General features: G+C 42.4%; 24 protein-coding genes. 2 read left to right on the top strand and 22 right to left on the bottom strand.

Annotated elements, in window-relative coordinates; translation table 11 throughout:
- Nucleotides 1-6: 6 nt before the first annotated feature.
- The 22 genes from MTF66_RS03770 to dapA form a co-directional block, all read right to left on the bottom strand.
- On the bottom strand, nt 7-438 hold the full coding sequence (locus MTF66_RS03770; protein WP_248526441.1) for an excinuclease ABC subunit A: 432 nt from the start codon (nt 436-438) through the stop codon (nt 7-9).
- Complete coding sequence (locus MTF66_RS03765) at nt 439-1,269, bottom strand: MipA/OmpV family protein (RefSeq protein ID WP_248526440.1); 831 nt, start codon at nt 1,267-1,269, stop codon at nt 439-441. It lies immediately after the preceding gene.
- A complete protein-coding gene (locus MTF66_RS03760; protein ID WP_248526439.1) occupies nt 1,266-2,492 on the bottom strand; it encodes a beta-ketoacyl-ACP synthase in 1,227 nt (408 codons plus the stop codon). The genes MTF66_RS03765 and MTF66_RS03760 overlap by 4 nt, the downstream gene beginning before the upstream one ends.
- A complete protein-coding gene (fabG, locus tag MTF66_RS03755; RefSeq protein ID WP_248526438.1) occupies nt 2,492-3,217 on the bottom strand; it encodes a 3-oxoacyl-ACP reductase FabG in 726 nt (241 codons plus the stop codon). Before fabG ends, MTF66_RS03760 begins: the two co-directional genes overlap by 1 nt.
- Nucleotides 3,214-3,669 carry a hotdog family protein gene (locus MTF66_RS03750; protein WP_062565713.1) on the bottom strand — a complete coding sequence of 152 codons (456 nt, stop codon included), beginning with the start codon at nt 3,667-3,669 and terminating at the stop codon, nt 3,214-3,216. The genes fabG and MTF66_RS03750 overlap by 4 nt, the downstream gene beginning before the upstream one ends.
- Nucleotides 3,656-4,819: a beta-ketoacyl-ACP synthase gene (locus tag MTF66_RS03745; protein WP_248526437.1), complete on the bottom strand. Its 1,164-nt coding sequence runs from the start codon at nt 4,817-4,819 to the stop codon at nt 3,656-3,658. Before MTF66_RS03745 ends, MTF66_RS03750 begins: the two co-directional genes overlap by 14 nt.
- Before the next feature lie 2 nt (nt 4,820-4,821).
- On the bottom strand, nt 4,822-5,373 hold the full coding sequence (locus MTF66_RS03740; protein WP_248526436.1) for a DUF3261 domain-containing protein: 552 nt from the start codon (nt 5,371-5,373) through the stop codon (nt 4,822-4,824).
- Nucleotides 5,361-6,602, bottom strand: coding sequence for an NAD(P)/FAD-dependent oxidoreductase (locus MTF66_RS03735; protein WP_248526435.1), 1,242 nt, complete (start codon nt 6,600-6,602; stop codon nt 5,361-5,363). The genes MTF66_RS03740 and MTF66_RS03735 overlap by 13 nt, the downstream gene beginning before the upstream one ends.
- A gap of 3 nt (nt 6,603-6,605) precedes the next feature.
- On the bottom strand, nt 6,606-8,825 hold the full coding sequence (locus MTF66_RS03730) for an MMPL family transporter (protein ID WP_248526434.1): 2,220 nt from the start codon (nt 8,823-8,825) through the stop codon (nt 6,606-6,608).
- Nucleotides 8,822-9,340 (bottom strand): outer membrane lipoprotein carrier protein LolA, encoded by a 519-nt coding sequence (locus MTF66_RS03725; protein ID WP_248526433.1) that lies wholly within the window; start codon nt 9,338-9,340, stop codon nt 8,822-8,824. The genes MTF66_RS03730 and MTF66_RS03725 overlap by 4 nt, the downstream gene beginning before the upstream one ends.
- Nucleotides 9,340-9,765 (bottom strand): thioesterase family protein, encoded by a 426-nt coding sequence (locus MTF66_RS03720; protein WP_054554548.1) that lies wholly within the window; start codon nt 9,763-9,765, stop codon nt 9,340-9,342. The genes MTF66_RS03725 and MTF66_RS03720 overlap by 1 nt, the downstream gene beginning before the upstream one ends.
- Nucleotides 9,758-11,302, bottom strand: a complete 1,545-nt coding sequence (gene hutH / locus MTF66_RS03715) for an aromatic amino acid ammonia-lyase (RefSeq protein WP_248526432.1) — start codon at nt 11,300-11,302, stop codon at nt 9,758-9,760. Before hutH ends, MTF66_RS03720 begins: the two co-directional genes overlap by 8 nt.
- Before the next feature lies 1 nt (nt 11,303).
- Nucleotides 11,304-12,272: an acyltransferase gene (locus MTF66_RS03710; RefSeq protein WP_248526431.1), complete on the bottom strand. Its 969-nt coding sequence runs from the start codon at nt 12,270-12,272 to the stop codon at nt 11,304-11,306.
- Entirely contained in the window at nt 12,272-13,009 is a 738-nt protein-coding gene (locus tag MTF66_RS03705) for a glycosyltransferase family 2 protein (protein ID WP_248526430.1), read from the bottom strand. The genes MTF66_RS03710 and MTF66_RS03705 overlap by 1 nt, the downstream gene beginning before the upstream one ends.
- 3 nt (nt 13,010-13,012) lie before the next feature.
- Nucleotides 13,013-13,366, bottom strand: coding sequence for a thioester dehydrase (locus tag MTF66_RS03700; protein WP_248526429.1), 354 nt, complete (start codon nt 13,364-13,366; stop codon nt 13,013-13,015).
- The gene (locus tag MTF66_RS03695; RefSeq protein ID WP_248526428.1) at nt 13,350-14,708 is read right to left on the bottom strand and encodes a class I adenylate-forming enzyme family protein; all 1,359 of its coding nucleotides are present in this window, start codon (nt 14,706-14,708) and stop codon (nt 13,350-13,352) included. Before MTF66_RS03695 ends, MTF66_RS03700 begins: the two co-directional genes overlap by 17 nt.
- Entirely contained in the window at nt 14,695-15,261 is a 567-nt protein-coding gene (locus MTF66_RS03690; protein ID WP_248526427.1) for a hypothetical protein, read from the bottom strand. Before MTF66_RS03690 ends, MTF66_RS03695 begins: the two co-directional genes overlap by 14 nt.
- A gap of 8 nt (nt 15,262-15,269) precedes the next feature.
- On the bottom strand, nt 15,270-15,515 hold the full coding sequence (locus tag MTF66_RS03685; RefSeq protein WP_054554554.1) for an acyl carrier protein: 246 nt from the start codon (nt 15,513-15,515) through the stop codon (nt 15,270-15,272).
- Between the two features lie 25 nt (nt 15,516-15,540).
- A complete protein-coding gene (locus MTF66_RS03680) occupies nt 15,541-15,798 on the bottom strand; it encodes a phosphopantetheine-binding protein (RefSeq protein WP_054554555.1) in 258 nt (85 codons plus the stop codon).
- Nucleotides 15,795-16,580 carry a 1-acyl-sn-glycerol-3-phosphate acyltransferase gene (locus tag MTF66_RS03675; RefSeq protein WP_248526426.1) on the bottom strand — a complete coding sequence of 262 codons (786 nt, stop codon included), beginning with the start codon at nt 16,578-16,580 and terminating at the stop codon, nt 15,795-15,797. Before MTF66_RS03675 ends, MTF66_RS03680 begins: the two co-directional genes overlap by 4 nt.
- The gene (locus tag MTF66_RS03670) at nt 16,570-17,280 is read right to left on the bottom strand and encodes a beta-ketoacyl synthase chain length factor (RefSeq protein ID WP_248526425.1); all 711 of its coding nucleotides are present in this window, start codon (nt 17,278-17,280) and stop codon (nt 16,570-16,572) included. Before MTF66_RS03670 ends, MTF66_RS03675 begins: the two co-directional genes overlap by 11 nt.
- Before the next feature lie 106 nt (nt 17,281-17,386).
- The gene (gene dapA / locus MTF66_RS03665) at nt 17,387-18,301 is read right to left on the bottom strand and encodes a 4-hydroxy-tetrahydrodipicolinate synthase (RefSeq protein ID WP_248526493.1); all 915 of its coding nucleotides are present in this window, start codon (nt 18,299-18,301) and stop codon (nt 17,387-17,389) included.
- A gap of 160 nt (nt 18,302-18,461) precedes the next feature.
- On the opposite strand from dapA, the gene MTF66_RS03660 reads away from it, so the two are divergent.
- Nucleotides 18,462-19,115 (top strand): DUF6058 family natural product biosynthesis protein, encoded by a 654-nt coding sequence (locus MTF66_RS03660; RefSeq protein ID WP_248526424.1) that lies wholly within the window; start codon nt 18,462-18,464, stop codon nt 19,113-19,115.
- 235 nt (nt 19,116-19,350) lie between these two features.
- Complete coding sequence (locus tag MTF66_RS03655) at nt 19,351-23,127, top strand: S8 family serine peptidase (RefSeq protein ID WP_248526423.1); 3,777 nt, start codon at nt 19,351-19,353, stop codon at nt 23,125-23,127.

The following is a 23,127-nucleotide window of genomic DNA, read 5'->3' as shown; positions in this document are numbered from 1 at the left end:
AGTTAGTTATAACTTAACTAAAGTGCCTTTTAATGCCACGCCAGCAACAAATGTGCCCGCACCACATTGATATTCGGTTTGACTAACGAACTCACGTTTTTTGTAGTACGACTGAATATTTACAACTGCATTCATGCCTTCACGAACAGCACGCTCTTGTAATGCTTTTAAAGCACTCAGCATTACCCACTCACACGCTTCTCGGTCAGTTTTATTAAATGCGTTGGTTTTCTTGTTGGTGATCACTTCACCATAATTGGTTTTAATGCTGCTATGACTTTGATCAGCAAAATACAGCGGAATATCTAACAGCGCTTGTTTCGCTTTGGTAGTTTCAAGTAATGCTTGTACAGGTAGCGTTTGTAAATCATCACGTGCAAAACTGTTTGTTGAAAACAAACAAGCTGCTAAAACACATGCAAGGGTCAATAACTTCATTTAAAAATTCCTTCTATAAAATTTCCATGCAACACCAAAACCAACCGAAACATTATAATCTTGCTTAACGAGTGGGCTTGCATCTTGTTGACTGTTAGCAAGGTGATGGTATTTAACAAAACCACCTAACCAATACTTTGGTGTGTCAAAATGTACCCCAATTGATACATCAGCGCCAGAAAAACCTGAACGGCTTGAGTATGCTTGGCGAGTTTCATTGCTATGTAAGTCACTCACTCCATAGTAGTAATCAAGGTATTTATCGCTAGCAAAGTTGATATTGCCACGAAACGCTAATGAAAATTGTGAATCCGACTTTTCGATGATCGGCACTCGATAATACACACTTGGCCCATAACGCCAGCCAATATCATCAATACCTGAGAAATCTGTCGCAATGGCTTTGCGTGCAAACAGGCTTAAATACAAATGCTGTTTAGCGTTTGGTTCACCTATTAGGTAGTAATTAAGTGAAGGCCCTAATTCAAACACCCAATCTAGATCATCCATACCTTCTCGGGCTTTGTTGTCTTCACTGTCAACTGCAAGACCAACGTTGGCAGATAAATCTAAATGGAGATTTTCTTGTTGCCACAAAAAGCCAGTGAAGTTATTACGGTCGATGGCCATTTTATCGCTTTGATAACGAAAATAAGGCACAGGCAATAGGTATTGCTCACTTTCATCTGAACCTAAATAATGCGGGATATCTGCATAAAAAAGGCCTGCACCGAACTCCATTTTTGCAGTGCCCTTTTCTACACTGTCTTCTGCAGCATAAGCATTAAAAGTTAGAATAAATAAAATACTTATGATGCAGCGCTTAATCATGCTTGCCATTTTTTAAAAATTAACGAGGTATTGATGCCACCAAACGCAAAGTTATTACTCATAATGTAATCTGTTTGCATTTCACGGCCATTGCCCTTGATATAATCTAAATCAGCACACTCAGGATCGACATCCGTTAAATTGATAGTAGGTGCAAACCAACCATCATTCATCATATTGATACTTGCCCATGCCTCAATGGCGCCACACGCTCCTAAGGTATGACCTAAATAACTCTTTAATGAGCTAATAGGTTTCTTGCCAAGGGCATTGAAAGTCGCCAGTGACTCCGCAATATCACCCCGATCTGTTGACGTACCATGAGCATTCACATAGCCAATTTGGTCGGCAGTAAGCTGTGCATCATTGAGGGCCATTTCGATAGCCACTTGCATAGTTTCTGCGGTAGGTTGCGTCACATGTTGACCATCTGAGTTACACCCAAAACCGACGAGCTCCGCATAAATGGTCGCTCCACGGGCTAAGGCATGCTCATACTCTTCTAAAATGAGTGTGCCTGCACCTTCACCAATAACCAGACCATCACGATTTTGATCAAATGGTCGTGGCGAGCTTTTCGCAGCATCATTTTTTGTGCTCGTCGCATATAAGGTGTCAAATACCGCAGCTTCTGTGATGCATAACTCTTCTGCGCCACCAGCCACCATAGCTTTTTGACGGCCATACTTAATCGCTTCGTAAGCATAACCAATACCTTGCGAGCCCGATGTACAGGCAGAGCTGGTAGTGATCACCCGACCTTTTAAGCCAAAAAAGACACCCACATTCACAGGCGCTGTATGCGCCATCATCTGGATGTAACTGGTGGCCGTTACGCCTGTCATTTCGCCGGTTTCCATCATTTTTGCAAAAGCCAATAATGGTGGCGTTGACCCCGTAGATGAGCCAAAAGCAATGCCTGTAGAGCCGTCGGTTAGACTTGAGTGCTCTAATAGCCCGGCTTCTTCTAAAGCAAGCTCTGTAGTACGGGTCGACATCATAGCAACACGCCCCATTGAGCGAACTTGTTTACGCTTATAGTGGCTTGGTTTACTAAAATGAGTAACAGGTGCTGCTAGTCGAGTGTTTAGTTCTGGCGCAACATCCCAGTCAGTCATGTACTGAACGGCATTTTCACCTTTTTGCAAAGCGGTTTTAAATTCGCCCCAGGTATCACCTAATGCAGTAATGGCAGACATGCCTGTAACAACAACGCGCTTCATTACACCATACCACCATTCACAGAAATAACTTGGCGGGTAATATACGCGGCGTCATCTGAACATAAAAACGACACAGTACCCGCGACTTCACTAACCGACCCCATACGTTTTAATGGGATCATTTTTAGCATTTCATCAACCGGTAAATCGTCTGTCATTTCGGTTTCGATTAACCCTGGAGCTACGCAGTTAACGGTGATCTTACGTTTTGCAAGCTCAAGCGAAAGCGCTTTGGTCGCACCAATAATGCCCGCTTTAGCGGCACTGTAGTTAACTTGCCCGCGATTACCGGCAATCCCTGACACTGACGCCATAGTGACAATACGGCCACCTTTACGACCTTGCACCATTGGCATCACCGTTGGATGAACCACATTATAAAAACCGTCAAGGCCAGTACGGATCACTTTATCCCAATCATCACCTTGCATCGCTGGGAACGCCATATCATTCGTGATACCTGCATTACAGATCACCCCATAATACGCACCGTGATCGGCAATATCAGCTTCAATTTGTTGTTTTGCAAGCTCTCTATCGCAAACATCAAATTGCAATAAGCTAGCATGACGACCAAGCGCACTGATTTCTTCACAGGTTTGCTCTGCTTCAGCCACACCACTGCGACAATGAACAGCAATATCAAAGCCATCGTTAGCTAATCTAAGTGCGATTGCTTTGCCAATACCACGGCTTGAGCCGGTGACTAAAATACGTTTTGTCATTGATTTTCTCTTATAAACTGCATTGGGTCTTGTGGTTGAAACACATTAATTTTTGCTTCTGCTAAGCATGTTTCATCGCTATGTATTTGACACTCAAATACACTTAACCCTGATTCTTCTTGATATAATTTTGTCACCGAGACTTTAAGCGTTTGCTCGTTTTTAAATACCGGTGCATAGGTTTTATATTTGCGCGTACCAATTAAAAAACCGATTTGTACTTCATTTCCTTTGTCTTTTGCCAGCGCACCAGCATACGCTGCGATAGTTTGCGCCATATATTCACAGCCAATATAACTGGCAACGCCATTTAAGCTCTCGTCATAAAATGGGCTGTGTGAACTTATATCCACTTCACAACAACCTGACTCTTCGCTGTAATTGGATAGGCGATTGAGCAATATCATTGGTTCGCTATGAGGGACTACTTGCTCAATTTTATAGTGATTCATTTAGATGTCCTAGTACTACACTGACATTATTGCCACCAAAGGCAAACGAATTTGATAAACAAGTGTTAATTTCTGCCGTTTCTGGTTGAGTTATTAAACCAATTTCAGCCAATGATTCGTCTTTTATAACCTGATTGCATACTAATTGATTAAACTCTGGGTAAGCCAAATAGAGCCAACATAAGCCCGCTTCTAAGGCTCCTGCAGCGCCTAAGGTGTGGCCAGTCAAATGTTTAGAAGAACTGACCTTGGTATCTTTGCCAAATACCTCACTGATTGCCAGAGATTCCATGGCATCATTTTGCGGTGTGGCTGTTCCATGGGCATTAATGTAGTCGATATCTGAAGGCGTTAAATTCGCGTCTTGCAACGCCGTTGTCATAGCAGCAATTGCGCCAGAACCGTCTGCAATCGGTGCTGAAATATGGTGGGCGTCGGAGCTTTCACCACCACCTAAAAAGGCAATACTTTGTTTTGTATGCTGCTCTTTACTCATAACAAATAACGCTGCGGCTTCACCAATATTAATGCCAGCTCTGTCGCCACTAAACGGCTTACAAATTTCATCGCTAATAGAAGATAACGAATCAAAGCCATTGATAGTGAGTTGGCACAAGCTATCTACCCCACCACAAATTACCACATCGGCTAAATCGGCACTGAGTAAGGCACGCGCACTAATAAGCGCCTTGGCACTTGAACTACACGCAGTTGAAATACTGTAACTTGGCCCCTTTGCAGCGAGTTTCTTGGCAATATAATTGGCGGGTGCGACGAGCGCTTGGTCGTAATAATCAAACTCCTGTGGCCACTTTCCCTTAGCTGCATGAGCAATTCGACCTCTTTCACCTTCTTGAATTGCAGCAGTACTGGTACCAATAACCACAGCAATACGGCTGCTCGGAATGTCTATGTTTGCTAATGTGTCAGCAATTTGCCCCAGCGCTAAATCGATTAGCTGATAAAATCGCATTGATGCTGTTAATGGCAGTTCATTAACCAACCCCACAAAAGTTGGGCGCTGCTCAAATGCAAGCGACGTCACCTCTGTGAGTGTTTGTTTAGGTTGTAAGCTGATACTTTGCATTGTTTGTTGATGACCAACCCCCAATGCACTAACAATACCTAAGTCGTTAAGCCAAAATGGCATAATCAATTAACCCTTTGAAATTTAATTTTGTAATCTCGCTGAAAGTTTACAAGTTCTGTTGCACCGTCTAAATAGCGAATTTCACTAATTAACTGTTCACCTTGATATAAACGCCGTGTCGAGCCTTGTTCAACCAAGTTCAAACCATAAAGTTGCGAGTTCAGCAGAGAAACCGGCCAGTGTACTAGCATGATATCAGCAAGAATATAGCGAGGATCAACCGCGTTGATAGGGAGCATTTTTTCGCTTTTAATCGGCCCTAGTGGCGCTTTTTCTAACTGAAATATCGGCATACCTTGAGCCGTCATAACAGCCAAGTTAATACCCGTTTCACTGTTTAAACTCAGTTGCGCTAGTAGTGTATGCTGCTCATCGCCATAGCGTACTTCAAGTACTTGCTGCCAATTATCAGCAACTAATGATGGCGGTGGATCAAGCAAATAAATTCCTGCATTTGGCGCTAAATCAACGCCCGTTTTTACTGCAAATTCACTGGCACAACTCGCCACTAATATGCTCAAAGATAAAAGCAAAGAGCGTGTTAATCGCGACATAATTCAACCAGTGTATTTAAGCGTTTGTTGCTTTGTTTTACAAATGGGTTTTGTAAATCCCATGCATAACCAGCAAGAATAGCACTGATCATCTCGCGTACTTGTTGGTTTTTCTCACTGTAAAAAATCACGTCCTGAAATGAGCCATCATACCAAGCACTGACGTAGGTTCTAAAGCAATTAACCCCTTGTTGCAAAGGCTCACTGTAATCGTTTTTGAAATCAACTTGCTCACCACGTAAGTAGCTATCAACTAAAGGAGCAACCAATGAAGCTGATTTTAATGCAATCGTCACCCCAGATGAAAACACTGGATCTAAAAACTCACCAGCATTACCAAGTAGTGCAAAATGCTCACCATACAAACTAGACACATTAGCCGAATAGCCTTTGATAGCGCGCGCTTCACCAATAGCTTCTCGATTGACTAATAACCCACTTAAATAGCTATCTTGTTCGATAAATTCATTTAAGCCAGCGAGTGGTTGTTTATCCTCAAGTTGCTCTGGTTTACCAACTACACCAATGCTTGCCGTACCATCACTAAATGGGATCAGCCAATACCAAATATCTTTATGCTCTGGATGAACATTAATTAAGATTTTTTCACGGTCAAACTGGGGATCGCTAATATTATCTTTAAAATGGCTGAAAAAAGCCCAACGTACAGGGAAATTTGATGCTGACTCTAAATCAAGTAAGCGAGGTAATACTCTGCCAAAACCACTAGCATCAAGTACAAAACGCCCTTTAATTTGATAGCGTTGCTGGTTTTCATCCGTAACATCAAGTAAAGCGCCATCCTCACAATTGGTAAACGCTAACACGCTATGTTGGTATCGAGTTTCAGCCCCTTGCTGCATGGCACCATCGGCTAAGCATTTATCAAAGTCAGCGCGTTTTACTTGAAAAGTCGTGCCAGGGCCTTCGCTAAATTTCTCGGTAAAATCGATTGTTGTTTGGTCGCCCCGACGCTGAAACGCCGCACCATTTTTAAACTGAAACCCAAGTGATTGTGCCTGTGCTTGTACCGCTTGTTCAAGGCCTGCTTCTGCTAAAAAGCTCATGCACTGGGGTAATAAGCTTTCACCAATCGAAAAACGAGGAAAGGTTTGCTGCTCTAACACCACCACATGCCAACCTTTTTTCACCAGTAAACTGGCAGCCACGGCACCTGAAGGGCCAGCACCAATAATAACAACATCAGCCTGTTGAACTTGATTATTCACCTATTATTTTTCCTTATTTTTAGGTAATGCAATACTGAGCGGCGCCAGGATATAGATACAAAATAGCCCCACTAATACCGTTAATCCGAAACTGAAAATGGCCGGCGTTTTCGAAACGGCCAACATGCCAAATACCCACATCGATGATGCCGCTGACAAACTAATTGCGAGTACATTGCTCGAGCTTAAATTATTGACCTGATAAAACACCAAGTAATCGATTGCCAACGCTAATATCAATAGACAGCCTAATAAATTAAAAATCGACAGCTGAGATTGCAGCGCACTGCATAGTAGCAGTACAGCCGAGGTTGTTAGTACAAGCACTAACGTTTGTTTACACGCCGTTTTAAAACCAAATTTGACGCTAAAAAGTAGTAACGCAAAGGTAATCGCAATGGCCAATGTTATCAGTAACGAATTTGAGTAATGACTTAAACCTTCGCTTATCATCGCGACTTTATCGTAAACAATTAAATCTGGGTAAGCGTTGGCTAAATCCATCAGCTCTGATTTATTTACACCGGTTACCATAAACCAGCTTGCGGTCAGTGTTTTGTTTGAGATCACTTGGTTAGCGATTAACGGCGCTAACGGTGAATTAAGTGCCGCGTTTAAATCAAGCATTGATGTTGAGAGCTCAACAGGCGTCCCTGTCATTTGGCTAACTACACTCATGGCTTGCTGGGCCAAATGCAACTGCTCATAGTTTTGCTGTTGTAATTGTTTACTAGGCACTAAGTCACTAAGCATCAGAACATGGCCATTAAGGCCGAGAATAGTTGCTTTTAATGCTTCTTGTTGTACTAATAACTGCTGCGCATTATCGGCAAATAAAATCATGATTTGGCCATTATCTTTACCTAATAAAGACATATGCAGCGCTTCGTTTTGCATTAAATCAGCAGGACTTGCATTTAACAGCTTTACATCATCATTAATCACAGGGGGTTTTAGTAAAGCAAAAGCACTCAGAAACACTAGCATCAGCTTACTGAGTGCGACGCGGTAATGCGTTAATCGTTTTAAATAACCACTTAACATGTTTGCTAACTGATGCGCAGCAGTGTTAATGGTTAAACCTGTTTGCCAATAAGGCAATAAGATTCGTGTGCAGAGCCAAGCTGTAACTAGCCCTGCAACAACAAATACGCCCACTTGACTGAGTAACTGCACCGGTGAGAAAAACAAACTCGCGTAACCGAGTGTAGTGGTTAGTAACGACAACAATAGTGCCAGTTTAAGCCCTTGACTAAAACCTTGCGGCTGCTCGGTTAAATCAAGCATGCCATGAAATGCATAATCAATGGCAATACCAATCAGCGTCACGGCAAACACCATGGTTAATACATGCACCTGACTAAAAATACTGATCAGCGCAATGGTGCCGCCAATAGCGGCGCTTATCACGGTTACAGAGGCCAACCACAATGCATTTATCGTGCGAAACACCCACACCACCATCACAATAAGAGCCAGCAAGCTCACCGAACCAAACAAGGTCATTTCAAATTTGGCTTGCTGCGCATTTGCTGCGGTGTGAAATAACGCACCGGCATAGCGAATTTGTGTATCGGGATAGCGGCCTTCAAGCTCAGCGATATAGGCAACTATCTCATTGCTTAAAGCTATTGATTGATTGATTGAAAAGGCATTGTCAGCACTTTGCACAAATAACATTAAATACTCATCACCTTGATAGTTAATGTTAATTCGGCCATCTTGCAGCTCAAATTGCTGCATGTGTGTCATTGCCTCAGATAAGAACCCTGCTGTAGCAAGTGTTGGGTCTTGGTTGATAGTACTTGAAACAAAAGGATCAGCGACTTTACTCAACTGACTAAAGTAATACTGTTGAAAGCGATTAGCATCGCCAATCGCTTGTTTATATTCCTCAGAGATTAAATGCCCGGCGTACTGACCATAAAATGCTGCTAATTGGGAGATTTCGGGTAACTTAAAACGAGGCTCAATGTTTTTACTCGCCAGCCACTGATGTAAATCATCATAAGCTTTTACTGCATTCTCACCCCGAAAAGAAAAGCTTAACTGCTGCTTATTAGCTGAAAAAAAGTGTTCTTCGACTTGCTGTAAACGCGGTTCTGACTTTGGCAGCAAAGCCAAAATATCATTATTCAACGTCGGCTGTTTTAGAATAAAAACAACCACTAAGGCGCTAACTAAAAAGCTCAGCCAAGCGAGCGTTAGGCCCCATGCTTTCACTGTTTTTGCTCTTTATTAGGATAAGCAAAGCGTAGCACAGTAAAGTTACCATTTGCTTCTTGAAGACGCACACGGCTCACTTGCTCTGCTGCTACACATAATTCGAACTGACTAAATAGCTGCTTTAGCAAGTCATCTTTAGGCAATAAAGTCTGACAACCGGGCTCTGCATGCTCTGTCATCGTAAACTGCTCTGCAAGTGCTACTTCATCATGCTTTAAAATTGCTTGCAGTAAATTAACGTAAGGTTCTGCACCTTTTTGTAGCTGCGGCTCACCTTGATCGTTAAGGGTATATACTTGCCCTTGCTTGATTAATAGCGTGCTTTTAACCGGAGATTCAACCTGCCAAGTGAGGCCATCTTCAGCAAGTTCAAACGAACCTGTTGAAATAAAAGGTTTACTAAATCCTTTAAAGTGCTTCTCTTGGCTAAATGTGCCTTGCTCTGTCACCGCGCTTGATGCAAACACAGGGAAAAAGACAATAACACTGAGTAACAACACGCTTAATCGCATTAAATCACCTTTTGAAGTTTTTCATGTAGTACAGGCGGCGAAACAAACTGCATTTCTTTTTTCTCTATATCAACCGCAACTTGGATAGTCGTTGCTTTGGTTAACTTTTTACCTGTAGCGCAATCAGTGATTACGTAATCAATACGTAATCGTGTTTCATATTCTTTTAAGTAGGCATCAACTCGGATTTTTTGTGTAAACAATGCAGAGCCGACGTACTTAATATGCATGTCAATAATCGGCCATGCATAGCCAGACTCTTGCATTTGCACATAATCATAATCAAACAAACGCAGTAATTCGCAGCGCGCGACTTCTAAATAACGCGGGTAATTACCATGCCATACCACATTCATTGGATCGCAATCATGAAAAGGAATTTCAATCTCAACATGAGTGCTCAGCAACGAGCCTCTACTATGCATATAAACTCCAACGTTTTGTTTGAATAGCGTCAACCGTAAAGCGAAGAACAGCCTCTAGAGGACGGTCTTCATCAAGCAGCGGGAAAAACTCGCTAATGTCTTGATACATACTTTGTAAATCACTAGTTAAACTAGCAAATTCAAGCTCACCGCTATTAATACGTAAACGTAGACCTTGAATACTCGCAAGCAAGGTACTTGCAACCACTTGTTCGGTTAGCTGTAAGATACGCAAACAATCTCGCGCAGCGATGGTTCCCATGCTCACTTTATCTTGGTTGTGACACTCGGTTGAACGAGAAAATACACTTGCTGGCATGGTCAGTTTTAATGCTTCGGCCGTGTATGCACTGGCGCCAATTTGGACCGCTTTAAAACCATGGTTAATGTAACGACGTTCATCATTACTCGCCGAAAGGTTAGAAGGTAAACCATTGTTATAGCGCGTATCAACTAAGGATGCGATTTGTCTATCGGCTAAGTCGGCTAAATTAGCAACAGCAGTTTTCATGCTATCCATTACCATTGCAATATGACCGCCATAGAAGTGACCACCATGCAGTACGTGTTCACCTTCACCATCGATGATTGGATTATCATTTGCCGAATTTAGTTCATTTTCAATCATTTGCCTAAACCACGGCAAACTATCTTGCAGCACACCAATCACATGTGGAGCACAGCGAATTGAATACCTATCTTGTAAGCGGTCAGCATTACGAGGGTGTTCTACATGGTTTAGATCACCACGGATCCATGCAGCTACTTGCTGTTGCCCTAGATGTGGCTTCACTGAAAACAAAATATCATCAAAGTGATGACTGTTACCTTTTAATGCAAGGCTTGCAAGGGCTGTTATACGGCTGGTCAGTTTGGCTAAGTAATCTGCTCTATCATAAGCAAGGCATGCCAAAGCTGTCATCACGGCAGTGCCATTCATGACTGCCAGCCCTTCTTTTGGGCGTAGCTTTAATGGCTGTAAGCCTAGTTCTTGCATCACCTCTAGACTGTTTTTAATTTCGCCTTTGTAATACACATCACGCTCACCAACCATAGCACCGGCTACATACGAAAGCGGCGTTAAATCACCACTGGCTCCTACAGACCCTTCTTGTGGGATCACCGGTACGATATTGTGATTTAAAAAGTCACGCAATAAATTCAACATCTCCCAGCTAACGCCAGAATACCCTTGTGAAAGCGAGGTTAAACGAGTCGCTAAAATAGCGCGCCCTTGGACTTGATTAAAAACATCACCAAGGCCACAACCATGAAAACGAGTAAGATGCAGTGGTAACTCATTAACTAAATCAAGTGGCACTTTTACGGTTACCGAGTCGCCATAACCTGTGGTTACGCCATAAATCACGCCATCGTCTTCAAGCAACTTATCTAAAAACGCCACGGCGCTGTCTATTTTATTAGCAAATTGACGGTCTGATGTTAACGCTACAGCACCTTGCTCTAATGCAATATGAACAATATCTTCGATTGATAAACGCTGTTGGCCAAAAACGGTAGTCGAGTGCTCTGACACCTTAGTTCTCCTTGTTTTGACTACGAGACACTTGCTCGTCATTTTGCCAAAAATCATAAAAATTAAACCATTGATACGGATAGGCCGCAGCATAAAAACTGAGCCTTTGCGCATAATCGCTAACAATTTGTTGTAATGTTTGTTGCCTCGTTTTACGCGGTAAAACGAGTTTGTCGGCGTATTTTTCAAAAATCACGCGGTAAAATGTTTCGCCATTGGGCTTTTTATCTTTTAAACAAAAAAGATGAAACACCGGGCAATCTAACAGAGCAGCTAAAATAAATGGCCCTTGTGAAAAAGGGGCTGGCTTACCTAAAAAGTCAGCTTCGATAACTCTTCCTGCAGTGGTGGTACTGGTTCTATCACCGACTATCACCACAATTTCACCCTGCTCGACTTTTTCTTTGAGCATAATTGCCATATCTGGGCCAAGATCGGTTACTTGAATAAGGTTTACTGCAACATCCGGATTAATACTTTTCAGTAATTTATTAAACTCAACGGCATGATGCGTAAACACCAACACATTGATTCTTTTACTATTTCGGTGTTGGCTAAGAGCTCTACATACCTCTAAATTGCCAAGGTGTGAACCAATAAAAATAGCCCCTTGCTGTTGCTCATCAAGTTGTTTGAAAAGCGCTTCGTTGGTGTAAAGAATATTATGTTGCTGAATTCGTCCAAGCCATGCATCTATTTTGTCAAAGGCGCTGTCAGCGAAGCAGCGAAAATGACGAAAGCTATCGCGCCAAGTAACTGCTTTACTATTGCCATTCACTTTACGCGCTTGGGTTAAGAATGCATGTGACGCTTGGCGGGCAGTTTTGCCTGTTAAAAACAAATAAAACACCACCGGAAACAACACCAACCACAAGCCTTTTCGACCAAATACGCGATAACACACGAGCAATATTTGCATGCCTAAGCGATTGCCACGTTCTTGCATTTTTGACCAGTGCTTTACAGCCATTAGCCTGCCACCTTACGCCAAAGTAGCTTAGGTGAGCGTAGCAACATGCCAAAGAATAAGCGCGTGTGCAGCCAAGAAATTCCCACGTTATCGTGTAAGGCTCGAAAATGAGATACACCATTTTCAGGGTAAATAACCTGGGTTGGCAAAAACGTGACTTTAACACCTTGCCAATAAAGCCTGACTAAAATTTCAATATCAAAGTCCATGCGCTTGCCAAGCGTTTGCTTAGCCATTAATTGTTCAACGGCTGCTAAGGGGTAAACCCGAAAACCACACATTGAATCAACAATATCAAAGCTTAGTGTTTCTACCCATACCCAAAAATGGGTGATGTAACGACTTAAATAACGGTGCTTAGGCACGGAGCTGTCATAAATTGGGCAACCACTGATCACCTTGTTAGGTGATGCATTACTTAGTTCAATCAACTTACTAATATCTGCTAACGAATGCTGGCCGTCAGCATCAACCTGAATGGCATGGCTGAACCCTTGCTGGTAAGCAGCCATCAACCCAGTTTGAACTGCCCCACCCTTACCTTGATTTTGAGCGTGGCTTATCAAGGTTAAAAAATCGTACTTTGCGTCAAGCTCTGCAAATACTTGTTTGGCATCATCGTCACTGCCATCATCAACCATGATTATCGGCAGCTGTAGCTCTTTTAGCTCATTGAGTACTGCAGCGATAGCATGGGTGTGATTGTAATTAGGAATAACAATACAAAACTGGTTCATGGCTTAATCACAAAATACAATTCGACCAGACGCATGCTGGCCTTTTTCTGATTGATAGCTAAACAAGCATTTGCCTTTTGCATTGCGCTCAAGGGTGAGGTTTACCGTCATATCAGGGGTTGTTACTACCTGAAACTTTAACACTTCTAAATCTTGTACTAGTTTGCCAAAACCCAAATATTGCTGAGCATATTTTACTGCCCAATCCAGCTGTACTACGCCTGCTAAAATTGGCGCACCTGGAAAGTGGCCGCGAAAATAATCTAAATCAGCCGCAATGGTTAACGCTAAACTCACGCTAGTTTCTGTTTGTGATAAAACGGCCACCTCTGGGGTCACGTTATTCAGGCTTGGCAAAATACTGCTCCAATGTTTTTAAACTTAATTTAGCTTGGCTGTTAAAAGGAAGTGCATCGATGTAGCGCCATTTACGTGGTAAGCAAATTCGTTCAAAGCGGTTTGAGAGGTGTGCTTGTAAAGCGCGGTTAATTGCCAATTTACCCTGCAATTCAAGCTCTTTATTTGCCTCATCACTGAGTACAACCACCGCACCAATTTGCACGCGCTTGGCTGGAATAACAACCACTTTTGCTTCTTTTATCCAGTCATGGCTTTGCAGATAACTCTCAAGCTCATCTAGGTTTAAACGCTTTTCTTCAATTTTTATCGTTCTGTCTATACGGCCCAACAGTTTAAATTGACCATTTTTATGAATAAGCGCTCTATCATCTAAAGGGAAGTTCGATTGCTCTAAAATCGCAGAATCTAGCATCAAGCGCCCTTCCTGATTCAGCGATAAAAAATTACCATTAAACGGCTGCCATGGTACATCAACCGCTGCCTGTGTAACTTGTCGATAAGCAATACCGCCAGTCTCTGTACTACCAAACACTTGTGTTGCTGGGCGAGCTAACTGGTTAAATAAAGTTTCGGCATGTTCGTTGTTGAGTGGTCCGCCAGAGGAAAATAACCACTTAATTTTGTCGCGCTCAGGAACTAACACATTATCAGCGCATAAACGGCCAAGTTGCGCAGGGCTTGAAACGAGCGCTGCATAACGAATATTTTTTAACCTTTGCGCAATATGTTCAGGGTACTGAATTTGTTCACTATCAATTATATGGCCTTTCGCCAACGGCCAAAGTAAACGAAATAATAAGCCGTAAATATGCTGATGCGAAACAGTTGCTAAAAACGTAAATTGGCTGGGTAAGTCAAATGACATTGAAAGTACTGCAAGCTCTCGATTTAATACCCGCCAAGGTTTCACAATCGGTTTAGACTGTCCTGATGAGCCTGAAGTATAAAATATAACCGCTGTGTTTGTTGGCCATTGTAAACGGTTAGTTTGTAAAGGCGTGTGACCAAGACTTTGCTCAAGGTTAGTAAAAAGCACATCATCATTGATATTGGTCGCATCGCCGGCAAAAAAAGCAGACTGTGCTAGCAATAAACTTAAGGTTTCGTGCTGACCATTAGGTGGCAAAATAACATTATAACCACTACACGCTAAGGCAAATAAGCGCACTGCAAATTGGTAGGTATCAGGATGGAATAACACCACATGGCTGCCAGCTTTAAGCGCTGTGAGCTTACTTTGATAAGCCGCAATATCAGCAAAAAACTGTGTTTGTGTTATTGGCTGCCCTGCAACAACAAATGCAGCGTCTGGGTGAAATTTCAGGTTACTCGCTACCATTACTTTTAACCTTTTGTCTTATAAGCCATTCCACAAGGCCTAAGAGAGCTATCAGAATATAGGCTATTAATCCGTTGTACAGAGTCCATGTCTGTAACGAAGTAAATAGGCTTGTGTATAACGCAATACTGCCATTAATAATAAAAAACGCGCACCATACTTTAGTAACTTGGCGCGTGTAATTAACCCCTTTTTCATCAAGATCAGGCTCTTTAATTCGAGCAAAACTCTCAATGACTGTTGGGCCACTTTTCAACGAATAAGCAAAGGTTATGGCCATTACTGTATTTATAATGACTGGGTAAAGCTTTAAGCCCAGATCACTGTTAAAAAACTGCGTTGTTGCTAAAGCGATAATAGCCAAAATAGAGGCTGGCTTTATCCATGGCATAGATGTGAGCAGCTTTTTGCTCAGCAAAAGCCTTAAGCCTAACAATACCATCAGTACCAAGCTCACTTGCCTTAATGAGATATGCTGCAATCCAAAATACACAATAAATGGGTATAAAGATAAGCATACTAAGACCAGTGTTGTGGTTATCGCTTTGAGCATAGTAATGTTTATGAAACGAGTTTTTCTACTTCGTTTACAACATCTTGCACAGTACGCACTTGCTTAAATGCATCTGGCTCAATTTTCTTGCCAGTGATTTCGCGTAGTTTTACAACTAAGTCAACAGCATCAATGCTATCAAGATCTAGGTCTTGATACAGGTGCGCATCTAGGCTGATATCATCAGCATCGATCTCAAATTCATCTACTAAAATGCCCTGTAAAACGTTGTAAATGTCAGCAGCGGTTTTCATGCTTATTCCTACTTCTAAGTCTGTATTATGATTGGTGTTGGTTAATAAATTCTGCCAGTGCATCTACCGATGCAAAATGGGCTTTTGTTTGTTCTGAGTTAGCGTCAATCTTAACGTTAAACTCTTTTTTAATGGCTAAGCCAAGCTCAAGCGCATCGATACTATCTAGGCCTAAACCATCAACAAACAAAGGTTGGTCATTTTCAATATCATCCACGGTAATATCTTCAAGATCTAAGCTGCTAATGATTAATTGTTTTATTTTGTTCTTTAGTTCAGTCATAGGTGCCTGAGTTCCTCTGAAAAGTAATGTTGCAAATCACGGGTTAATTGTCGTGCTTGCATGGCGGGTTGTTCATTATTAAAAGTGTCGTTAAACGTAAATGGCTCAGTGGCAAAGCGCATCTCAAAATGCGCTTTTGTTGCACCAACGCAGTACCATGGTGTGCCTTTGGTCAAAGTGCTGGGTTTCATACTAATTAGCACTGAGGTAATTGGGGCTTTACAGCGCGCAGCAATATTCGCAGCGCCACGCTTAAATTTTAACTGTTCACCTGGGGTTGTGCGGGTGCCTTCAGGAAAGATAATCAGGTTATTTCCAGCAGCGAGTGATGCTTCACAATCATTAAGTAACTCTTGCGGGTCTTCATTACTAATATAACCTGTGCCTTTAATTACACCGCGCATAAATGGATTTTTAAATAGGTGTGCTTTGACCACGCAGTCAGCATTTTTAATCACAGATATCAGCACCACAACATCAATTAATGAAGGGTGATTGGCAAGCACTAATTGCCCTTTCAGGTCATGAAATTTCTGTTTATCTTGCACAGAAAAATGGATAGCACCAGTGTAATGCATTAAGGCAACAAAGAATTTAAAACTATAGTGAACCGTTAAACGGGCTTTTTGCTTACGTTTCGCTTGGCAAGGTTCAAATAAACGTTGTAAAGGCAAAACCAACAAGGTGAGTACAATACCGCCAAAACCAAATACAGAAAAACAAAACCCGGTTGCCAGTACCCGCCAAATTTTATTCAACTTAATGTAAACGTTAGTCGCCATGGTACTGTAGCATCCAAGCTGATTGTTGATGTGAAAGCAGCGATTGTGATCCTTTGCTTGTTAAAGCAGCTGCTAATTGCAAACTCAGTGGTAAACACGAGTCACTTTGAGTATGTTCTGATTCAGGAAGTTTTGTTAATTCAAAATACGGCTTACCGGTCTGCGCAGTTGATAATACGAACGATACACTATGAGCAATTTGTTGCTCGTCGCTAAATGGTAAGTACTCATCTGGTAATACACTTTCGGCATGAGCAATCAAAATTTGTTGCTCACCCCCACTATAAACACGCGCAAAACCATCAATCATGGCAGAAATAATGCTGCCTTGGTCACCAGCAATAGCATTCATCGGGGCTTTATTTTTTGCAATAATCGAGAACAATCCGGTTGCAGCATTATGTACACTCAAACCAAATGCAGTCGGAGAAAGTGGCTCTTGTTCAACAAGTGAATGCAATAGTTGCGATGTTTTTGGTAAGTCACCATGACGCGATGAAAAATTAACAGCTAGCTGCTGATACTCACCTTGCGCTTGATGCATAGTATGAAGAGCCATTTTCATAAACGGGCTTAGGCGGCGGCGCTGCATCGGTGCAACCCAGCTTAAATCGAGGTCAAGAAGATTGAGATGGCTTAATTCTGCTATTTGTTGCTCGGGTGCAACCCATAAACACAAATTCTCAACAACAAATTTCACAAATATTATTCTTATAACGCCAAACGATTGCTAATTTTACCTATTAGCTACAAAAAAGTAAAACAATGGTGCTTAATTACAGCCGCAATTAAGCACTCATTCATTTTTATCGCAAAATAACGTCTTTTTCGGTTAAAAGTTGTGCTTTTTCGCCTACTATATCAGCAACATCAAGTTCGTTAATGTAACCTAAACCAATTTCTTGCTGAGCACTTGTTAGTGGCACATAAGGAAGACGGAACACAGGATTTACCGCGCCTGTCATCATAAGTGCCGTATTAATTGCAATTGGATTAGGCTCGCAGAATAACCAGCCCATAAGTGGCTGTAGTTTTGCATTAAGTGCATCATTTTGCTCATCCATTAACTGACGGAATAAGCCTGGAATAATATTAGATGCAACCGAGATAACACCGTGGGCTTTATGAATGTGTCTTGCATCATGCGCTTCATCGTCATTACCTGACCAACAAGCAATACCTTGCTGTTCATAATGAGCAATACGCTCATTGCCACCGCACTCTTTTACACCGATAAAGTTTTCGTGCTTAGCGAGTGGCTCAATGATATCTGGTGTTAAGTCTTGGCCTGTACGACCTGCTACGTTGTAGATAAACGCAGGACCAATATCAAGTAAACGGTTAAAGTGTTCTTTCACACCCGCCAGCGACGTACGTCCGTAATAAGGGTTAATTTGTAGCGCTGCATCCATACCGGTGGCAAAACCATACTCGGTTGCTTTAATCGCTTCGCGTGTATTGTTGCTACCTGTATTACCGACAATTAATAAACGGTCAGAGAATTTACTAACACTGTGAGCAATTAGCATTAAGTGTTCTTCCCAATTCATTAATTGCCCTTCACCTGTGGTACCACCGACAATAATGCCATCAACACCAGCTGCAATTTGCTGTTCAACAAGGTCGTCATAACATGCAAGATCAATTTCACCATTGGTTAAATAAGGTGTTTTTATAGCGGTGATCAAACTTGCTTGTTTAATTGTTTCTAGGTTGCGCATAACTTTTTTAATGTTTGGAAAATTTGCGCTATTTGTATCACAAACACAGGCATTTTCCGAGTAGTGTGCTGCAATAAATAAAAATACTTGAGAAAAAATCAAAGTTAAGCCAAAATCAAACACTGTATAAATTAACAGTGTTTATTGTGAGTATTTGATAATGCAACTTTCAAAATTTTTGGCAACCTACTTTTATACCACCGAAGAGCTGTGCCATACCCTCTCAATTGATGAGGAAACGCTATCAGCATGGCAACAAAGTAGTTTATTTCCAAAGCCAAGTTACTGTTTGCAGAGTCAATTAGAATGCAGTTCGTATTCGGGCATTTATCAATGCGAAGAATATCAAGACTATTACCCTCGTGGTGCCGCTAGTTGGGGGCTACTAATTATCAAACATGACATAAGCTCATCCTGCCAAGCATTTAATTATTTTGCTCAGCAATATTCAAATCAACTCAGTAAGCTTGCCGAGCAAGGCTTTGCTATCGATGAAGAATTATTTGGCAGTGAAATTGACGAGCACTTACAGCAAGTTTGGCAACAATTTCTTTGCAGTAAATACGGTGTGCTGACACAAAATGGCTTAGTTGAAGAAGCCGTGCAGCTCGACGTAGCTAAGTTATTGATTGATGACATTACTGAATTGCGTACTAAATCAGGTTTAAGCGTAGAAGAGCGCCAAAGCTTGCATAAGGCGCTCAAATTAATGAACCGCGCGTTAAGTCATGGTACGGGCAACGAAGGTAAAAACACCTTACGCCATCGTTATATTGATGACGTAGTGGCAAAGTACGATCTATCGGTAAAATAACCTTTCATTTTGCGCTTTAAATGAAGCACAACTGAACAACCGCACAAAGTTAAAGCAGCGTTTATTTTGTTGCAAATAAGTTAATACAATTTGCTACCTTTGTTTTGTAGGTTTTCATCTGCTTGATCGATAGATTGGTCTGGTTGAGTTATTGCTCTTGTCATATTTGTTGTTTTGACACCTAGCAATAACTCCTTTCTTCCAAACTAATTAAATCAAAATACAGGATGAAAAGATGAAACCTTTTCCAAGGCTTGGTCGCTTAAAGGCGACCTACTTAGCCATGCTCGGCTTATCGATTGCCCAGCCAGCAACCGCAGAAGAATCATTTGTTACACAACAAAGTAAAGCGGATGCCCTTACATTCACTTTGATCACTGGGGACAAAGTATCGGCTGTTGTCAATAAAGACGGCAAGCTAGGCGGCATTCGATTAGTCAATGCAGACGGCTCAGATACATTTACCAGTATCTTTAAACGTGGTAACAACACCTATGTTGTTCCAAACCATGCTCAAGCCTTAGTTGATTCAAATGCGATCGATTTAGAGTTATTTAACATTAATAAGTTATATGAATCGGGTTACGATGATGCATCAACCGACGCGCTCCCCATCATTGTTGAATACCGCGACGGCACCCTTGCAGGACCTGCAGTCCCAGCAACTCTTGCTGGTATGTCATTAACCGGTGAAATTGAGCTAATCGACAGCGCTGCATTTGCAATCAGCAAAGACAAAGCAGCGCAAACTTGGCAAACCCTGGTTGCACAAGCTGACGTTGAAGGTCTTTGGCTTGATGCTGTCGTTCATGCTCACAAGGTTACCCAGTCAGAAACACTGACTCCAACAGTCCCACTAACCGGCGCATATGGTGAGTCAGCAATTAACTATAATGGCGCAGGTATTAAAGTTGCCGTGCTTGATACAGGCTACGATACCGAGCACCCAGACTTACTAGGTCGTGTCATTGCATCCCGTGATTTTACGTATTCGAGCAACGGTGTAGATGACTTAAATGGTCATGGAACTCATACAGCCTCAACCGTTGCAGGCAATGGTCAGGAGTCAGAAGGTAAATGGGTCGGTGTGGCACCAGCCGCCGATTTAATTATCGGTAAAGTACTTGGTAATACAGGAGGAGGATCAACCTACGGTATTTTAAATGGCATGCAATGGGCGGTGCTTTCAGAGCGCGCTGACATTGTAAATATGTCATTGGGTGGCACAGCAACAACCTGTAGTGGCCCATTGGTTGAGATGGTTGAAGCGCTGAGTGATAAGGCTTTATTTGTTATCTCTGCGGGCAATAGCTTTACCCGCGAAACGATTGGTTCACCGGGCTGTGCACCAAGTGCATTAACCGTGGGTGCCATTGACCGTGACGGCAATACGGCGTCGTTCTCTTCGCGCGGTCCATCGCCAGATGGCCACTCAGCAAAACCAGATATTGCCTCGCAAGGTGTCTCTGTGGTTGCCGCAGCATCTGGTGGCTTAGGTGATACGGCTTACCGCGTGTATTCAGGTACTTCGATGGCAGCCCCTCATGTTGCCGGTGGTGCTGCAATTGTTATGCAAGCTCGCCAAGACCTTACGCCAAAAGAAATTAAAGACGTGCTTACATCATCTGTATTTAGTGGTGATTCTCACGTACTGGAGCAAGGTGCCGGTGCCATGAATATCGACCGTGCCATTGACCAAGCTATTGTGGCCCCTGCAAACCGTGAACTTGGCTACTTTGATAATGCCAATAGCGCATTTACAGAAACACAGATCACGCTAACAAACACGTCTGATGAAAGTATTAAATTAAAATTGAAATTAGATTTAATCGGTGAAGATGGCAAAACACAATTACCGGCGACCCTTGCAGGATTAGATATTAAATCTGTGACAATCCCAGCCAAAGGTGTTGCTCAAGTCCCTATGTGGATTGACCCTAGTGTGGCACTTAATAACAGTGCTTATGGTGCAATTACAGGTCGTATCACAGGTACAACCGTTGGCAATACCGACCAACAAGTGACTGTGCCAGTATCATTTTGGGTTGACCAACCTCACGTTAATTTAACGGTAAACCTGACTGATCGCTGGGGTAATCAAGCAGGCTCGCCATCTAAGCTTTACTTAATAAATGAAGAAGATGATTGGGGCAGTCTTGTTAGGCTCACTGGCGGTAAAGCCAATATCGATGTACCTGCTGGTTACTATACGTTGATTGCTAACATTATGACTTACGATAATCCGCAAACCAGCTCTGGTTTAGTAGAATCAGCGGCACAAATGGCTGTATTAAATCGTAAGATTGATGGCAAAACAGAGATTAACTTTGATGCACGTAACGCTCAACCTGTCACCTTTAAAGCTGACCAGCCTCTTGATCCACAAGGTTATTCATTTGGCTTTACTTACGCGATTGACGATCAAGAAGTTGCGAAGCTTGCAGCTATCGAAATGGCTCCTGATTACGTAAATGATATGTATGCATGGTCACAAGGTCATGACGATCGCTTTCGCTCATTTATCACCACCCGCGCTGTAGCTCCAGAAACAACCGTCACTATGCAAAACGGGGTTGAACTTGATTACATCAAACAAGGTTTAGCACTGTCTTTTCATGGTGAAGGCTCTGCAGAAGTAGTGCCTGTAGGTGATGCTGGTTACAGCACTGATTGGAATCAATTTGAGTTAGACGGCAAAATTGCGCTTATTGCTAACCCTAATTACCTCACGTCGTACATGGTCGGTAACGCGATGAAACATGGCGCTAGTGGTGTGATCTTTTATCGTCCTGGTCGTGGCGGTCGATATAAAGGGGCAATCACAGGCACACCAAAAGTCCCCGTGATTGGTATTAGTACCGAACAAGGTGAAGCCTTAATGGCAGAAATCGAGGCTGGCAACAATATCGTTAGCTGGTCTGGTATTGCGGCTGAACGCTCACCTTATGCTTATTCAATAAACCATATTACTGATGGCCGAATTCAACCTGGGCAAATCAATATTGCTGAACATAAAATGCATAAAATAAGTGCGTCTTATCACTCGCAAAATGATGAGCGCCCTGCATGGACTGATGTTATGGCAATGACCAACAGTACCGGGGAGTTCTACTCAACAGGTAGCTCACAGTTAATTATGTTGCCTCATCAACGTGATGAATATTACACAGCAAGTGCAAAAAATGCATGGACGAATGTCGTTATGCCAAACTATAAAATTCAAAGTGGAGGCGCTTATTTTGATGGTCCACGCGCAATGACTGAAGGTGCTGAGCAAAGCACTACTTGGTTTAAAGGTCCACGTGCTGGTAGCTTAGGCAGCAGTGGCTCAGCGATTATTAGCCGCGATACCAATGTTCTTTACTTTAATCTTGCCTCGTTTGGCGATGCCGCAAACCATGATGGTATCTTCGGCTTTATGGGTAGCTCAGCATTTGGTTTAAAAGTAAATGGTGAGCCAGCATCTCCGTATCAAGGCACATTAACCCTTGAGCCGGGCTCTCATCAAATTACCTTAGAAATGCGATCTTATGCTCGCGGTGTCGGTGAGCGCTCTCCAGTCAATGATAAGCTAGGTTCTCTTTACCAAGGTTTCTATACATTTACAGCTGACGAGCAGCAACAAGGTGTTCAGCCAATTTTAGTGCCTATGGTTGATTTACCTGTTGATATTAATAACAGCATGAAAGCGGGTGAAGCGGCTCAAGTTAAGTTAACAGGTTTACTTGACGGTGTAGGTGAAGTGGCGCTGGCAGATGTACAGTTACAATATGCATACGGCCAAGAATGTACAATTGCTAACGTGCCTGCTTATATCTATTGCCCTGTATCAACGAAGTTCTCAAGCGAAAACTGGTTAGATGCACAAGTTGAACACATTGACGGTGAATGGGTAGCTACGATCCCTAATACTGGAAACGTCGGTGACTTTGTCCATATTCGAACGATTGTTTCAGATTATGGTTCAAGCCAAGCAGAGCAAATTACCATGCGAGCTTACATGTTAGATTAA

The organism is Pseudoalteromonas sp. 2CM39R, assembly GCF_023161845.1.
This window is presented reverse-complemented; position numbering and strand designations above follow the sequence as displayed.

Excerpts from the sequence above, each read along its gene's own strand:
- MTF66_RS03770 (WP_248526441.1), bottom strand. The coding sequence starts at position 438 with ATGAAGTTATTGACCCTTGCATGTGTTTTAGCAGCTTGTTTGTTTTCA.
- MTF66_RS03765 (WP_248526440.1), bottom strand. The coding sequence starts at position 1,269 with ATGATTAAGCGCTGCATCATAAGTATTTTATTTATTCTAACTTTTAAT.
- MTF66_RS03760 (WP_248526439.1), bottom strand. The coding sequence starts at position 2,492 with ATGAAGCGCGTTGTTGTTACAGGCATGTCTGCCATTACTGCATTAGGT.
- fabG (WP_248526438.1), bottom strand. The coding sequence starts at position 3,217 with ATGACAAAACGTATTTTAGTCACCGGCTCAAGCCGTGGTATTGGCAAA.
- MTF66_RS03750 (WP_062565713.1), bottom strand. The coding sequence starts at position 3,669 with ATGAATCACTATAAAATTGAGCAAGTAGTCCCTCATAGCGAACCAATG.
- MTF66_RS03745 (WP_248526437.1), bottom strand. The coding sequence starts at position 4,819 with ATGCCATTTTGGCTTAACGACTTAGGTATTGTTAGTGCATTGGGGGTT.
- MTF66_RS03740 (WP_248526436.1), bottom strand. The coding sequence starts at position 5,373 with ATGTCGCGATTAACACGCTCTTTGCTTTTATCTTTGAGCATATTAGTG.
- MTF66_RS03725 (WP_248526433.1), bottom strand. The coding sequence starts at position 9,340 with ATGCGATTAAGCGTGTTGTTACTCAGTGTTATTGTCTTTTTCCCTGTG.
- MTF66_RS03720 (WP_054554548.1), bottom strand. The coding sequence starts at position 9,765 with ATGCATAGTAGAGGCTCGTTGCTGAGCACTCATGTTGAGATTGAAATT.
- MTF66_RS03710 (WP_248526431.1), bottom strand. The coding sequence starts at position 12,272 with ATGGCTGTAAAGCACTGGTCAAAAATGCAAGAACGTGGCAATCGCTTA.
- MTF66_RS03705 (WP_248526430.1), bottom strand. The coding sequence starts at position 13,009 with ATGAACCAGTTTTGTATTGTTATTCCTAATTACAATCACACCCATGCT.
- MTF66_RS03695 (WP_248526428.1), bottom strand. The coding sequence starts at position 14,708 with ATGGTAGCGAGTAACCTGAAATTTCACCCAGACGCTGCATTTGTTGTT.
- MTF66_RS03690 (WP_248526427.1), bottom strand. The coding sequence starts at position 15,261 with ATGCTCAAAGCGATAACCACAACACTGGTCTTAGTATGCTTATCTTTA.
- MTF66_RS03685 (WP_054554554.1), bottom strand. The coding sequence starts at position 15,515 with ATGAAAACCGCTGCTGACATTTACAACGTTTTACAGGGCATTTTAGTA.
- MTF66_RS03680 (WP_054554555.1), bottom strand. The coding sequence starts at position 15,798 with ATGACTGAACTAAAGAACAAAATAAAACAATTAATCATTAGCAGCTTA.
- MTF66_RS03675 (WP_248526426.1), bottom strand. The coding sequence starts at position 16,580 with ATGGCGACTAACGTTTACATTAAGTTGAATAAAATTTGGCGGGTACTG.
- dapA (WP_248526493.1), bottom strand. The coding sequence starts at position 18,301 with ATGCGCAACCTAGAAACAATTAAACAAGCAAGTTTGATCACCGCTATA.
- MTF66_RS03660 (WP_248526424.1), top strand. The coding sequence starts at position 18,462 with ATGCAACTTTCAAAATTTTTGGCAACCTACTTTTATACCACCGAAGAG.
- MTF66_RS03655 (WP_248526423.1), top strand. The coding sequence starts at position 19,351 with ATGAAACCTTTTCCAAGGCTTGGTCGCTTAAAGGCGACCTACTTAGCC.